The sequence below is a fragment of the Pseudomonas silesiensis genome, assembly GCF_001661075.1.
GTDB lineage: Bacteria > Pseudomonadota > Gammaproteobacteria > Pseudomonadales > Pseudomonadaceae > Aquipseudomonas > Aquipseudomonas silesiensis.
In genome coordinates this window covers 470087-484154 of record NZ_CP014870.1, presented here as the reverse complement: position 1 = coordinate 484154, position 14068 = coordinate 470087, and the positions used below count along the sequence as shown (strand labels likewise).

Here is a 14068-nt window from a genome sequence, read left to right as displayed (position 1 = left end):
CAAACCACTGTGGGAGCGGGCTTGCCCGCGATAGCGGTTTCACATCCAGCATCTTTGCTGAATGACACACCGCTATCGCGGGCAAGCCCGCTCCCACAGGGATCACAGCTGACTTAAGACTTTTTGCCGGTTCCGGCTGCTTTTACGCTGCGCTGACGCTGGGCTTCGAACAAGCAAACGCCCGTCGCCACGGACACGTTGAGACTGCTGACGCTACCGGCCATCGGCAGGTGTACCAGGTAGTCACAAAGGTCACGAGTCAGGCGACGCATGCCGCTGCCTTCCGCGCCCATGATCAGGATGGTCGGGCCAGTCATGTCATGCTGATACAGGCTCTGCTCAGCCTCGCCCGCCGTACCGACAACCCACAAGCCACGCTGCTTGAGTTTCTCCAAGGTGCGCGCCAGGTTGGTCACGGCCACCAACGGAATGACTTCCGCCGCACCGCAAGCAACCTTACGTACCGTCGGGGTCAGGGTCGCTGACTTGTCCTTGGGCACGATCACCGCCAGCGCACCCGCCGCATCGGCCGAACGCAGGCAAGCGCCGAGGTTGTGCGGGTCGGTCACGCCGTCCAGCACCAGCAACAGCGGTGCGCCTTCGGTGCGGTCGAGCAACTCGTCGAGCATCGCCTCGCCCCAGACCTGGCTCGGACTCACCTCCGCCACCACGCCTTGGTGCACGCCTTCAACCCAGGCATCGAGCTCACGACGCTCAGCATTGCCGACTGATACGCGATTTTCGTTGGCCAGCTCGATCAGTGTCTGAACCCGCGGATCACTGCGGCCTTCGGCCAGCCAGATCTGCTTGACGCGCTTGGGGTGGTGACGCAGCAACGCTTCTACAGCATGTACGCCGTAGATCTTTTCCAACTGACTCATGACTTGGCCTTAGGTTTACGTACCCCGCCGCTTTTGGCAGCTGGAGCGGAACCCGCCTTGGGCGGGCCTTTACGGTGCTTGCTCGGTTTTGCTGGCTTGCCGCCGGGGGCCTTGTCAGGCGCCGACCGTCCGGTCTTTCCCCCAGACGCCGCTTTACCGCCGCTTTTTGCTTCAGACAGCAACGCCTGCTTCAGTTCACGACTCTTGCGCAACTCGGCGTTTTTCGCCGCGGCATCGCTCGGGCGATAGGCCTCGACAGCCTTTTCCTTGGCAGGACGACGACCAGCGGTTTTCGCCGATGCCGGCTCTGCCGCTGTTTTTGCAGCAGTCTTGGCGGCTGGCTCGGTTTTTTCCGTTCCGCGCTTCTTGCGACCGATCGGCGCGCTGATGGTTTTTTCAGCCATCTCGAAGTCGATCTTGCGCTCGTCGAGGTCGACGCGCATGACCCGGACTTCAACGGTGTCGCCCAAGCGGAAGCTGCGGCCGGTACGCTCACCGGCCAGGCGGTGATGCACAGGATCGAAATGGTAGTAATCGCCCGGCAGCGCGGTGACGTGCACCAGGCCTTCGACGTAGATATCGGTCAGCTCGACGAACAGGCCGAAACCGGTCACGGCGGTGATCACACCCGGGAACGACTCGCCTACGCGGTCCTTCATGAACTCGCACTTGAGCCAGTTCACCACGTCACGGGTGGCTTCGTCGGCGCGGCGCTCGCTCATCGAGCACTGCTCGCCGAGCTGCTCCAGGATCGCTTCGTCGTACGGATAGATGCGCGCCTTCGGAATGGTCATCGCGCCGGCACGGCGAACGTGCGGGGTGTTCATTTTCGAATGGATGACGCTGCGGATCGCCCGGTGCGTGAGCAAGTCCGGGTAGCGACGGATCGGCGAGGTGAAGTGCGTATAGGCTTCGTAATTCAGGCCGAAGTGGCCCTGGTTATCGGCGCTGTACACCGCCTGGCTCAACGAGCGCAGCATCACGGTCTGGATCAGGTGGAAATCGGGACGGTCTTTGATGCCGGCCAGCAATGCCTGGTAATCCTTCGGCGACGGGCCGTCCTTGCCTTTGTGCAGGGACAGGCCGAGCTCGCCGAGGAACGCACGCAGTTTTTCCAGACGCTCCGGTGGCGGGCCATCGTGAACGCGATACAGCGCAGGAATTTCGTGCTTTTTCAGGAATTCGGCGGTGGCCACGTTGGCCGCCAGCATGCATTCCTCGATCAGCTTGTGGGCGTCGTTGCGAACGGTCGGGCGGATCTCGGCGATCTTGCGCTCGGTGCCGAAGATGATCCGGGTTTCCAGGGTTTCGAAATCGATCGCGCCACGCACGTGACGAGCGGCGAGCAGCACTTTGTACAGCGAGTAAAGCTGCTTGAGGTGCGGCAGAACGTCGTTGTACTCGCCACGAAGCTGACGCGCCTCGGTGAGTTTCGGCGTTTCCAGCATGGCGCTGACCTTGTTGTAGGTCAGGCGCGCGTGAGAGTGGATCACCGCTTCGTAGAAGCAATAGTCGGTCATCTCGCCGGATTTGGAGATGGTCATCTCGCAAACCATGGCCAGGCGATCGACGTGCGGGTTCAGCGAGCACAGGCCGTTGGACAGCTGCTCCGGCAGCATCGGAATCACGCGCTCGGGGAAGTACACCGAGTTGCCGCGAACCTGGGATTCGTTATCCAGGGCCGAACCGATTTTCACGTAGCTGGAAACGTCGGCAATCGCCACGTACAACTTCCAGCCACCGGAGAACAGGCGCAGCTTGCCCGGCTTGGCTTCGCAGTAGACCGCGTCGTCGAAGTCGCGCGCATCTTCGCCGTCAATGGTGACGAACGGCAGATGACGCAGGTCGATGCGCTTCTCTTTGTCCTTCTCTTCGACTTCCGGCTTGAGCTTGGCGGCTTCTTTGAGCACCGCTTCAGGCCAGACGTGAGGAATATCGTAAGTGCGCAGGGCAACATCGATCTCCATGCCAGGCGCCATGTAGTTCCCCACGACCTCAACCACGTCGCCCTGCGGCTGGAAGCGCGGTGTCGGCCAGTGAGTGATCTTCACTTCGACGAACTGACCGATCTTGGCGTTGGCATTGCGGCCCGGTGTCACCAGCACTTCCTGCTGGATCTTCGGATTGTCCGCCACCACGAAACCGATACCGCCCTCTTCGAAGTAGCGACCAACGATGGTTTCGTGAGCACGGGAGACCACTTCGACGATCATGCCTTCGCGGCGACCGCGACGATCCAGGCCGGAAACACGGGCCAGGGCACGGTCGCCATCGAACACCAGGCGCATTTGCGCCGGGCTCATGAACAGGTCGTCACTGCCGTCGTCCGGGACCAGGAAGCCGAAGCCGTCACGGTGGCCGCTGATGCGGCCCAGGATCAGGTCGAGCTTGTCCACCGGCGCATAGGTGCCGCGACGGGTATAGATGAGTTGAGCGTCGCGCTCCATGGCGCGCAGGCGGCGGCGCAGGGCTTCGATCTGGTCTTCTGTGGTCAGACCAAACTCTTCGACCAGCTGCTCGCGGTTAGCAGGCGAACCCCGATCAGCAAGGTGCTGAAGGATCAGTTCGCGGCTAGGAATAGGGTTTTCATATTTTTCCGCTTCACGAGCGGCCTCGGGATCGAGGGACTGCCAATCGGCCATTAGAGAGTTTTCACCTTGTCTATATACGGGTTAGTTTGGCATAGGCGTAATGAAACGGGAAATTTCAGGCTATGACAGCCTGTCTAAAGCCCTTAATGGACACCTCGAAGCTGATTTAAATGCCATTGGTAAAAAAATCCAGGTTTTTTTGATGGCAGGGGTTTACAGTTAAAAAGACGCTCCGTATAGTGCGCGCCATCGACGACGCACTAGCGCTGCCGATACTGCCCAGATGGTGAAATTGGTAGACACGCCAGCTTCAGGTGCTGGTGACCGCAAGGTCGTGGAAGTTCGAGTCTTCTTCTGGGCACCAATTACGAGCTTGAGATTAGATCAATTTCAAGGCTCGCACAAAAACCCGCGAAAGCGGGTTTTTTGCATTTGGGGCTTCTGATTTATTAAAATCAAATCAGGGGTTTACAGATCAAAAAGCTCTCCGTATAGTGCGCCACATCAACAGCGGCAACGCTGAAGATGAATGCCCAGATGGTGAAATTGGTAGACACGCCAGCTTCAGGTGCTGGTGACCGCAAGGTCGTGGAAGTTCGAGTCTTCTTCTGGGCACCAATTCAAATTCAAGGTCACGATCTTGAATTTCACAGAAACCCGCGAAAGCGGGTTTTTGCGTTTCCGGCTTCCAAAACTATCAAGCCCCCCTGTAGGAGCGAGCTTGCTCGCGATGGACGTGAACGATAACGCTGTAAGCCTGACACCCCGTGGCGCTCTCAGGTTTATCGCGAGCAAGCTCGCTCCTACAGGGTGATACGCTCTCCTAACAAAAGCATGCCAGCCCCGCAAGGCGCACTTGAGAAACAATATCGTTTATCATTGTTGCAAGATTTTACAATGCGACAGTGAGGAACCCTGCGAATGTTGTTTCGAAATACCCTGCGCCGCGGCCTGACCATCACCCTGTTTGGCCTGGCATTGGCCACTCCCCTCACCCAGGCCGCCGATCCAGTTTCCCTGACGCTCTATAACGGACAACACAAGGAAGTCGGCGATGCTATCGCCAAAGCCTTTGAAGCCAAGACCGGCATTCACGTCAATGTGCGCAAGGGCAGCAGCAACCAGCTCGCCAGCCAGGTCGTCGAAGAAGGCGACCGCTCCCCTGCCGACGTGATCTACACCGAAGAGTCGCCACCACTGAACAAGCTCGGCGAACAGGGCTTGCTGGCGCAGACCGATGCCGCCACCCTCGCCGTTCTGCCGAAAGACTACGTTGCCGGCAATGGCACCTGGATCGGCATCACCGCACGAGTCCGCGTCGTCGCCTTCAACCCGAAACTGATCGACGAAAAAGACCTGCCCAAGTCGGTGATGGAGTTTTCCGATCCGAAATGGCAAGGCAAGGTCGGCTTCGTGCCTACCAGCGGCGCGTTCCAGGAACAGGCGGTGGCGATCATCAAGGTGCACGGCATGGATGCGGCTGAAGAGTGGCTGACCGGTCTGCGTGCGTTCGGCAAGACCTACAGCAACAATATGGTTGCCCTGAAGGCTGTGGAAAACGGCGAAGTCGCCACCGTGCTGGTGAACAACTACTACTGGTTCGCCCTGCAGCGTGAAAAAGGCCAGCTCGATTCGAAACTGCATTACTTCACCGGTGGCGACGTCGGCGGTTTGATCACGGTTTCCAGCGCGGCCGTGCTCAAATCCAGCAAACATCCGAAGCAAGCCCAGCAATTCCTCGCCTACATGGCCAGTGAAGAAGGCCAGCGGGTGATCACCCAGACCACCGCCGAATACCCGCTGCACAAAGGCATGCAATCGGATCGCGGCCTCAAGCCGTTCGGCGAACTGGAGGCACCAAAGGTCACGCCAGCCGATCTTGGCAATGCCGAAGAAGCCCTGGACCTGGAACGTGACGTTGGCTTGAACTGATGAACCCATCGTCATCCGCCCTCGCCTCGCGCGGGGGTTACGTACCACGGCGCAAACGACCTTCGATCTGGTTGCTGTTACCGGTGCTGCTGCTGGTTGTGCTCAGCCTGCTGCCGCTGGCTTATGTCGGGCTCAAGACCTGGCAAGCGGGCTGGGCCGAAGCGCTGCACCTGCTGTGGCGGCCGTATGTGTTCGGCCTGCTGCGCAACACCCTGGCACTGATGATCGGCGTGACCCTGGCCTGCGGTGTGATCGGTCTGTCACTGGCCTGGCTGCTGGAGCGCAGCAATCTGCCGGGACGCCGAGTGTGGGGCGTGATCCTGTGCCTGCCGTTCGCCGTGCCGGCGTTCGTCAGCAGTTTTACCTGGGTCTCCCTGAGCGCTCACTTCGAAGGCCTGGGCGGGGCAATCCTGGTGATGAGCCTGTCCAAGTATCCGCTGATATTCTTGCCGGTGGCCGCGACGCTGCGCAATCTCGACCCTTCTCTCGAGGAGTCCGCCCGCACACTGGGGCAGAACCGCTTGGGGGTGTTCTTCAGGGTGACCTTGCCACTGCTCTGGCCATCGTTGCTCGCCGGCTCCCTGCTGATCGCCCTGCACATGCTGGTGGAATTCGGCGCCTTGTCGATCATTGGCCTGCAGACCTTCACCACGGCGATCTATCAGCAATTCGAACTGGAATTCAGCAACGCCAACGCGGCGATGCTTTCGGCGGTATTGCTAGGATTGTGCCTGATACTGCTATGGCTGGAGTTGCGAGTGCGCGGCAAAGGCCGACACGTGCGCACCGGGCAAGGCGCGGCACGCCGGGCAGAACAGGTTCGCCTGGGCCCCTGGGCGACGGTCGGACAGCTCTATTGCTTGATGCTGGCGATCATCGGCAGCGGCATTCCACTGGGAATGCTGGCGTACTGGTTGGCGGTGGGATCGTCAGCGGCGTTCCCGGTGGCCGCGATCAGCGAGGCCTTGCTCTCGTCTCTGGCGCTGTCCCTCGGTGGCGCAGCGTTGTGCCTGGTGCTGGCCGTTCCAGTGGGCTTGCTGGTGGTGCGCCACAAGGGTCGGCTGGCGATCTGGGCCGAGCGCCTGCCGTACCTGCTGCACGCACTGCCAGGGCTGGTGATTGCCCTGACACTGGTGTACTTCGCGCTGCACTATGTGCCGGTGCTGTACCAGACCTCGGCATTGTTGTTGATCGCTTATGCGCTGCTGTTCCTGCCGCTGGCTCAAGCGCCGATCCGCACGGCGCTGAACAAGGCGGCACCGCAGCTGGAAGAGGCCGCGCGCACGTTGGGGGCGTCGTCTTTCAGTGCATTTTGCCGGGTGACCCTGCCGATCATCTTCCCGGCGCTGGGGGCAGCGTTTGCGCTGGTGTTCCTGGATGCGATGAAGGAGCTGACGGCGACTTTGCTGTTGAGTCCTACCGGGCTTAACACCTTGGCGACAGAAGTTTGGGCGCATACCGCGAATGTGGAATTTGCGGCGGCGGCGCCTTATGCGGCGTTGCTGATACTGGTGTCGGGGCTGCCGGTTTACCTGCTGACAACCCGGATGTATTTGAGCCGTTGAAAGCTTCGCGGGCAAGCCTCGCTCCTACAGGAATTGCGCGATCCCTGTAGGAGCGAGGCTTGCCCGCGAAGGCGTGAGACCCGCCAATACAAATTTTAAGCCCTGAACTGCCCCAGGCTCGCCTTCAACTGCGCCGCCAACCCATCCAGCACCTTGCCGCTGGCCGTAGTCTCCACCACCGCCTGAGCCGCCTTCTCCGCCTGTGCATGGATGGTCTCGACCCGCCCGCGCACCGCTTGCGCACCCTGCGCCTGATGGGCCGCTGCCTGAGTCGCCAGACCTATCGCCGAATGCACCCGCTCGACAGATGCCTGTACCGACTGCTGCAACCGCGCACTGTCACGCAACACCAGCAATCCTTCACTGGCCTGGCGCCCGGCCTGACCGATCGCAGCCACCGCCTCACGCGCGCCCTCTTGCAGCGCGACGATATGCGCCTGAATGTCGCCCGTGGAGCTCTGGGTCTTGCTCGCCAGCGCCCGCACTTCATCAGCCACCACCGCAAACCCGCGACCGGTCTCGCCGGCCCGCGCCGCTTCGATGGCCGCGTTCAGCGCCAGCAGGTTGGTCTGCTCGGCGATCCCGTGAATCACTGTCAGCACCACTTCAATCTGTTCACTCTGCTGCGCCAGCCGCTCGATGACTTTCGAGCCGGTATCGACCTGCCCGGCCAACGCCTCGATCAGGCTGCCGACCTTGGCCGAAGTGCGGGTGTTTTCATCGGTGGCCGAACGAATGTCCACCACCTGCTGCAGGGCCGCCTGCATGGCGTGGCTTTCCGACTGAGCGTCATCCGCCATCTGCGACAATGCACGCAAGCTCTCCGCCACTTCATCACGCTGTAGGCCGGCCGCCGCATCGGCGCCAGCGTTGCGCAAGGTCATGGCGCCGATTTCCACACCGGTGCGCTGGGCCACATCACCCGCCTCACGCACGATGGGCTGCAACTTGTCCACGAAACGATTGACCGCCGAGGCCATGTCGCCAATTTCGTCCTTGCTGTTGATCTGCACGCGCTTGGTCAGGTCGCCCTCGCCCGCGGCCAGGTCATCCATGGCGGCGATGAGCATTTTCAAGCGATTGACCACTCGACGCCCCAGCACCACCGCGAGCAGCAACAGCACAGCGAAACCTACGACCGCCAGGCCCATGCCGATGCGCCAGCGCAACGTGGTCGCGGCTTCCTGCACCGTGTCAGTGGTGTTGGATTTCATCTCGGACGCGGTAGCCTGCGCCGACTGCAGCCGCGCACGCATCGCCGTGGCGCTGTCAGCCGCCGCGCCTTTGAGGCTGTCGCCCACCAGTTCATCGCTGCTGGCGATCAACGCGAGGAAACGCTTGTCCAGCGCCGCCACATCGGCTTCCACCGAAGCGGTCGAGACACCCATCAGGACTTTGCCGATTTCCACGCCATTGGGGTTGATCGAGGCTTCGAGGTAGTACACCGACGGATCGTTCTTCGCCGCGTCCAGCACCTTGTCCAGCGCCCGCTCGCCCTGGCCTTTTTCCAGCAGGGCCTTGTTGATCGGATTTTCCCGGTTGAGGTAGCGCGTCAGGTGCTGACCCGTGGCGTCGTCGTAGACCACGAACAACACGTTGGGATTACGCTGGGCCCGGCGGGCGAATTCGGACAGGGTTGGCACGTCGCTGTCCCACATGGCGCGGGGTGCAACGGAGGCCAGGAGCTGCGCCATATCATTGGCGGAGTCCTTCAAATCCTTTTCCAGCGTCGCACGCAGCTGTGCCTGCTCGTCTTTCAATCGCGAGGATAAGCCGGCCGTAAGGCGCTGGCGGGTGTTGGTCGAAAGGCTATCGAGGCTCGACGTGACTTCACGCCCGGCCTGCTCCAGTTCGCCAGAGAGTTTTTGACTGTCGGCACCCAGGCGAACGGCCAGATCGGCCTCAAGCGCAGTCACCGTGCTCCGCGTCAGGGCGACAGCCACCAGCACTTGCACCAGGAGAGCGATACCCAAGGTAACGAACACGGGCCGCAATAAACGGCTTTGTAACAGAGAGAGAACGGCCGACACAGGAAATCCTTCTGCTTTGACGCCATTAAATTGATGGCACCCCATAAAAGATGCACTTAATGAAGATCGCAGCAAAGGTCATGCCGTCGGACAGGCACAAACGACAAAGGCCCCGATTAAGGGGCCTTTGTGTTTTACATCAACGACTTGTCAAGCGAACGGATGACGCAGAACGATGGTTTCGTTGCGGTCCGGGCCCGTCGAAATAATGTCGATCGGCGCACCAATCAGCGCTTCAACCCGCTTGATGTAAGCACGAGCGTTGGCTGGCAGCTCTTCCAGGGTTTTGGCACCCACGGTCGATTCGGTCCAGCCCGGCACTTCTTCGTACACAGGCTGCAGACCCACGTAACTGTCAGCGTCAGTCGGGGCAACGTCATTACCTTCTGCATCTTTGTAGCCGACGCAGATGTTGATGGTTTCAAGACCGTCGAGCACGTCCAGCTTGGTCAGGCAGATGCCCGAGATGCTGTTCACATCGATAGCGCGACGCAGGATAACAGCGTCGAACCAGCCACAACGACGAGCACGGCCGGTAGTCGCGCCAAACTCGTGACCTTGTTTGGCCAGGTGCGCACCGACTTCGTCGAACAGCTCCGTCGGGAATGGACCCGAACCTACACGCGTGGTGTAAGCCTTGGTGATGCCCAGGATGTAGTCCAGGAACATGGGGCCGACACCCGAACCGGTAGCTACGCCGCCAGCGGTGGTGTTGGAGCTGGTCACGTACGGGTAGGTGCCGTGGTCGATGTCCAGCAGGGAGCCTTGGGCGCCTTCGAACATGATGTCTTTGCCAGCGCGACGCAGGTCGTGCAGCTCGGCAGTCACGTCCAGCATCAGCGGCTTGAGCAGCTCAGCGTATTCTTTGCATTCGGCCAGGGTCTTGTCGAATTCGATGGCTGGCTCTTTGTAGTAACCCACCAGCATGAAGTTGTGGTATTCCACCAGCTCACGCAGCTTGTCTTCAAAGCGCGGCATGTTGAGCAGGTCGCCCACACGCAGGCCACGACGTGCAACCTTGTCTTCGTAGGCCGGGCCGATGCCGCGACCGGTGGTGCCGATCTTCAGCTCGCCACGGGCCTTTTCACGGGCCTGGTCCAGCGCTACGTGGAAGGACAGGATCAGCGGGCAGGACGGGCTGATACGCAGGCGCTCGCGCACCGGTACGCCTTTTTCTTCCAGCTTGATGATTTCCCGCAGCAGGGCGTCGGGTGCAACCACCACGCCGTTGCCGATCAGGCACTGCACGCCTTCGCGCAGCACGCCCGACGGGATCAGGTGCAGGACGGTTTTTTCGCCGTCGATCACCAGGGTGTGACCCGCGTTGTGGCCACCTTGGTAGCGCACTACGGCGGCAGCATGTTCGGTCAGCAGATCAACGATCTTGCCTTTGCCCTCATCACCCCATTGGGTGCCCAGGACTACGACATTCTTACCCATAACACTTGTCCTCATTCGCGCAAACTTGGTGCCGGCGGCAGCCGGCAGGGAAACTCAAGAAGCCAGTGGCGATACTTGCCAAAGCCCGTTCTGCTGAATCAATTGCCGGTCGCAGTCCGCTTCACGGGCGGCGGCCAATGGTTGCCCAGGCAATGCCTGAACGACACGCTGACCCTCACTGCGCAACTGGCAAACCTGCTGCCAGAGTGCCGTATCCGTACTGTCCGGCATCCAGATACCGCCAGACGGTAACTTGATATCAGCACGCCCCAGGGTCACCAGGGTTTTCAAATCGGTGGAGAAGCCGGTTGCCGGACGGGCGCGACCGAAGTCGGCGCCGATGTCGTCGTAACGACCGCCCTGGGCAATGGACTGACCAACGCCCGGTACGAACACCGCGAACACTACACCGGTGTGGTAGTGGTAGCCGCGCAACTCGCCCAGGTCGAAATACAGCGGTAACTCAGGGAAACGCGTGGACAGACGCTCGGCAATTGCCAGCAAATCGTCCAGCGCCGCCAAAACTGGCGCCGGTGCATTCGCCAGACGCTCGCGGGCAGCGCTCAATACTTCACGACCGCCACACAGGTCGACCAGCGCTCGCAGCATGCCCGACAGATCGGCAGGCAAGCCTTCGGTCAAAGTAATGACCTCATCGATGGCCTTGCGTTGCAATGCATCGAACAACTGTTGCTCGACTTCACCGGACAAACCGGCGGCGCGGGCCAGGCCACGGTAGATACCGACATGCCCGAGATCCATGTGCACATCCGGCACGTCGGCCAATTGCAGCATGGCCAGCATCAGGCTGATGACTTCCACGTCGCTGCTCGGGCTCGCATCGCCGTACAACTCGGCGCCCAACTGAATCGGGCTACGCGAGGACGACAGTGCACGCGGTTGAGCATGCAGCACGCTACCGGCATAACACAGACGACTCGGACCTTCGCGACGCAGGGTGTGCGCATCGATGCGCGCCACTTGCGGCGTGATGTCTGCACGGAAGCCCATCTGCCGGCCCGATTGCGGGTCGATGACCTTGAAGGTACGCAGATCGAGGTCCGAGCCCGCGCCGGTCAGCAGGGATTCGAGGTACTCGATATGGGGAGTCACGACAAACTCGTAACCCCAGCTCTGGAACAGATCCAACACCTGGCGACGCGCTACTTCAATGCGCGCCGCTTCTGGTGGCAGTACTTCTTCGATGCCATCTGGCAGCAGCCAGCGGTCTACCGTTGCCATTACGCCATTCCCCTATGGTCCGGGCGGCAAGCCGTTGGGCGAGCCTTGAGTGAAGCAGAAAATGATCGGCTCATGCGCAAACCACGCGCATGAGCAACGGGGCGAAAAGCCTGAAATCGGCTTCGCCAACCACTTTCCTCGAAAAACCTGTCGAGTCATTCAACTCGGGCGACTGCGTACGCTCAGCAATCAAACGTGCAGACGCAAAAAAGCCGGGAATTTCCCGGCTGCCGCATCATACACTCGTTTTCCCAAAGGATCACCCCGCCCGAGGCTGTAGCCGCCAGGCGGGGGGATGATTCAGGTCAACGATGTGTCAAGGCTTGGCTTTTTCCAGGTAACGGAAGAAGTCGCTGCTTGGGTCCAGGACCATGACGTCGGATTTGTTCGCGAAGCTTTCACGGTAGGCGCGCAGACTACGGTAGAAACCGTAGAACTCCTGATCCTGGCCGTAGGCCTTGGAGTAGATCGCAGCGGCCTGGGCATCACCGTCACCGCGAACCTCTTCGGATTCACGATAGGCTTCAGCCAGCAACACGCGGCGTTGACGATCGGCATCGGCACGAATGCCTTCCGCCAGCTCGTTACCCTTGGCGCGGTGCTCGCGAGCTTCACGCTCACGTTCGGAGCTCATGCGCTCGAACACACTGCGGTTCACTTCTTTCGGCAGATCGATGGCCTTGACCCGAACATCGACGACTTCGATGCCCAGCTCTTTTTCCGCCATCGTGTTCAGCGAAGCGGTGATATCGGTCATCAGCGCATCGCGCTCACCGGACACCACTTCGTGCAGCGTGCGCTTACCGAACTGGTCACGCAGGCCCGATTCCAGACGACGGGAAAGACGCTCGTCGGCAATCTGCTTGAGGCCGGAAGTCGCGGTGTAGAAGCGCTCGGCATCTTTCACGCGCCACTTGGCGTAGGCGTCGACCATGACGGCTTTCTTTTCCAGCGTCAGGAAGCGCTGTGTCGGTGCATCCAGTGTCATCAAGCGTGCATCGAACTTACGCACCTTGTTCACGTAAGGCACTTTCACATGCAAGCCTGGCTGGACATCAGCCTGGACCACGCGTCCGAACTGCAGCAACACCGCACGCTCGGTCTGAGCCACGATGTAGAAGCAGTTCCAGGCGGCGATCGCCACGACGACCACGACAATTAGGGCGATCAGCGATTTATTGCTCATCAGCGACTCTCCCTGGTACGTGTCTGCTGTTGCTGCAGATCAGCTGCCGCACGTGCATTCGCTTCATTGCTGGTGGCTGCCGCGCCGGTCACCGGAGTGCTGGTGCTGCGACCACTTTCGACCATCTTGTCCAGCGGCAGGTAGAGCAGATTGCTCTGGCCATTCTTGTTGCCGGTTACAAGAACCTTGCTGGTGTTGCTGAAGACTTCCTGCATGGTGTCCAGGTACAGACGCTCGCGGGTGACTTCAGGTGCCTTGCGATATTCGCTCACCAGCTTGGTGAAGCGATCGGCCTCACCCTTGGCGCGCGAGACGGTTTCGTCGCGGTAACCATTGGCATCTTCAAGGATGCGCTGGGCCTGACCACGGGCTTCCGGCACGACACCGTTGGCGTAGGTTTCAGCCTGGTTGCGCGAACGCTGCTCGTCTTCACGGGCACGAATCACGTCATCAAAGGCTTCCTGCACTTCACGCGGTGCCGCTGCGTTCTGTACGTTGACCTGAGTGACGGTGATACCGGTGCGATAGGTATCCATGAAGCGTTGCAGACGCTCCTTGATTTCGCTGGCCATCAATTCACGACCTTCGGTCAGCACCTGGTCCATCGCGGTGGAACCCACCACATGGCGCAAGGCACTTTCGGTCGCGTGCTGCAGGCTGATTTCCGGCTGGTCGACGCTCAACACGAAGTCCTGCAGGTTGCTGATCTTGTACTGCACGGTCAGCGGCACTTCGACGATGTTCTCGTCTTCAGTCAGCATTTGACCCTGCTTGGTATAGGCCCGCTCACGCGTGACGTTTTCCAGGTACTTTTGATCGATCGGCGGGAAATAGATGTTCAGGCCCGGGCCGACGGTCTCGTAGTACTTGCCGAAGCGCAGCACCACGGCTTGTTCCTGCTCGTCGACTACGTAGACCGCGCTGTACAGCCACACGGCCGCCAACACGACCAGGCCGATGCCAAGAATGCCGCCGAAGCCGCCACTCCTGCCAGAACCGCCGCCGTCATCACCGCGTTTCTTACCACCACCGAATAACCCGTTCAGGCTTTCCTGCAGCTTTCGGAAGGCCTCGTCGAGATCCGGTGGTCCCTTGCGGTCGCCGTTATTGCGGCGCTTGCCACCCCAAGGATCCTGATTATTCGAGTTGCCACCCGGCTCATTCCAAGCCATAGCGCTCTCCATCTGATAAAGCAAAGACG

General features: G+C 60.5%; 9 protein-coding genes, 2 tRNA genes and 1 pseudogene. 5 read left to right on the top strand and 7 right to left on the bottom strand.

The window, feature by feature from the left end:
- Positions 1 to 113: 113 nt before the first annotated feature.
- Together rlmB and rnr are read right to left on the bottom strand one after the other, a co-directional pair.
- Complete coding sequence (gene rlmB, locus PMA3_RS02120) at positions 114 to 881, bottom strand: 23S rRNA (guanosine(2251)-2'-O)-methyltransferase RlmB (protein WP_064675623.1); 768 nt, start codon at positions 879 to 881, stop codon at positions 114 to 116.
- Positions 878 to 3523, bottom strand: coding sequence for a ribonuclease R (gene rnr / locus PMA3_RS02115; protein ID WP_064675622.1), 2646 nt, complete (start codon positions 3521 to 3523; stop codon positions 878 to 880). Before rnr ends, rlmB begins: the two co-directional genes overlap by 4 nt.
- Positions 3524 to 3749: 226 nt before the next feature.
- Between rnr and PMA3_RS02110 the strand changes: the two genes are divergently transcribed.
- The 5 genes and pseudogenes from PMA3_RS02110 (at position 3750) to PMA3_RS02095 (ending at position 6969) form a co-directional block, all read left to right on the top strand.
- A tRNA-Leu gene (locus PMA3_RS02110) sits at positions 3750 to 3836 on the top strand.
- A 167-nt stretch (positions 3837 to 4003) separates the two neighbouring features.
- Positions 4004 to 4090, top strand: a tRNA-Leu gene (locus tag PMA3_RS02105).
- 112 nt (positions 4091 to 4202) lie between these two features.
- Positions 4203 to 4280: pseudogene (locus tag PMA3_RS33490) on the top strand (YqgE/AlgH family protein); the annotation flags it as partial.
- A 113-nt stretch (positions 4281 to 4393) separates the two neighbouring features.
- Entirely contained in the window at positions 4394 to 5404 is a 1011-nt protein-coding gene (locus tag PMA3_RS02100; protein ID WP_064675621.1) for an extracellular solute-binding protein, read from the top strand.
- On the top strand, positions 5404 to 6969 hold the full coding sequence (locus tag PMA3_RS02095) for an ABC transporter permease (protein ID WP_064675620.1): 1566 nt from the start codon (positions 5404 to 5406) through the stop codon (positions 6967 to 6969). The genes PMA3_RS02100 and PMA3_RS02095 overlap by 1 nt, the downstream gene beginning before the upstream one ends.
- A gap of 95 nt (positions 6970 to 7064) precedes the next feature.
- Here the strand turns inward: PMA3_RS02095 and PMA3_RS02090 are convergent, their stop codons facing one another.
- The 5 genes from PMA3_RS02090 to hflK all read right to left on the bottom strand — a co-directional run bounded on the left by PMA3_RS02090 (position 7065) and on the right by hflK (position 14039).
- A complete protein-coding gene (locus PMA3_RS02090; RefSeq protein ID WP_064675619.1) occupies positions 7065 to 8999 on the bottom strand; it encodes a methyl-accepting chemotaxis protein in 1935 nt (644 codons plus the stop codon).
- 150 nt (positions 9000 to 9149) lie between these two features.
- A complete protein-coding gene (locus PMA3_RS02085; protein WP_064675618.1) occupies positions 9150 to 10439 on the bottom strand; it encodes an adenylosuccinate synthase in 1290 nt (429 codons plus the stop codon).
- A gap of 54 nt (positions 10440 to 10493) precedes the next feature.
- Entirely contained in the window at positions 10494 to 11681 is a 1188-nt protein-coding gene (locus PMA3_RS02080; RefSeq protein WP_064675617.1) for an ATP phosphoribosyltransferase regulatory subunit, read from the bottom strand.
- A gap of 316 nt (positions 11682 to 11997) precedes the next feature.
- Entirely contained in the window at positions 11998 to 12867 is an 870-nt protein-coding gene (hflC, locus tag PMA3_RS02075; protein WP_064675616.1) for a protease modulator HflC, read from the bottom strand.
- The gene (gene hflK / locus PMA3_RS02070) at positions 12867 to 14039 is read right to left on the bottom strand and encodes an FtsH protease activity modulator HflK (RefSeq protein WP_064675615.1); all 1173 of its coding nucleotides are present in this window, start codon (positions 14037 to 14039) and stop codon (positions 12867 to 12869) included. The genes hflC and hflK overlap by 1 nt, the downstream gene beginning before the upstream one ends.
- Between the last annotated feature and the right edge of the window lie 29 nt (positions 14040 to 14068).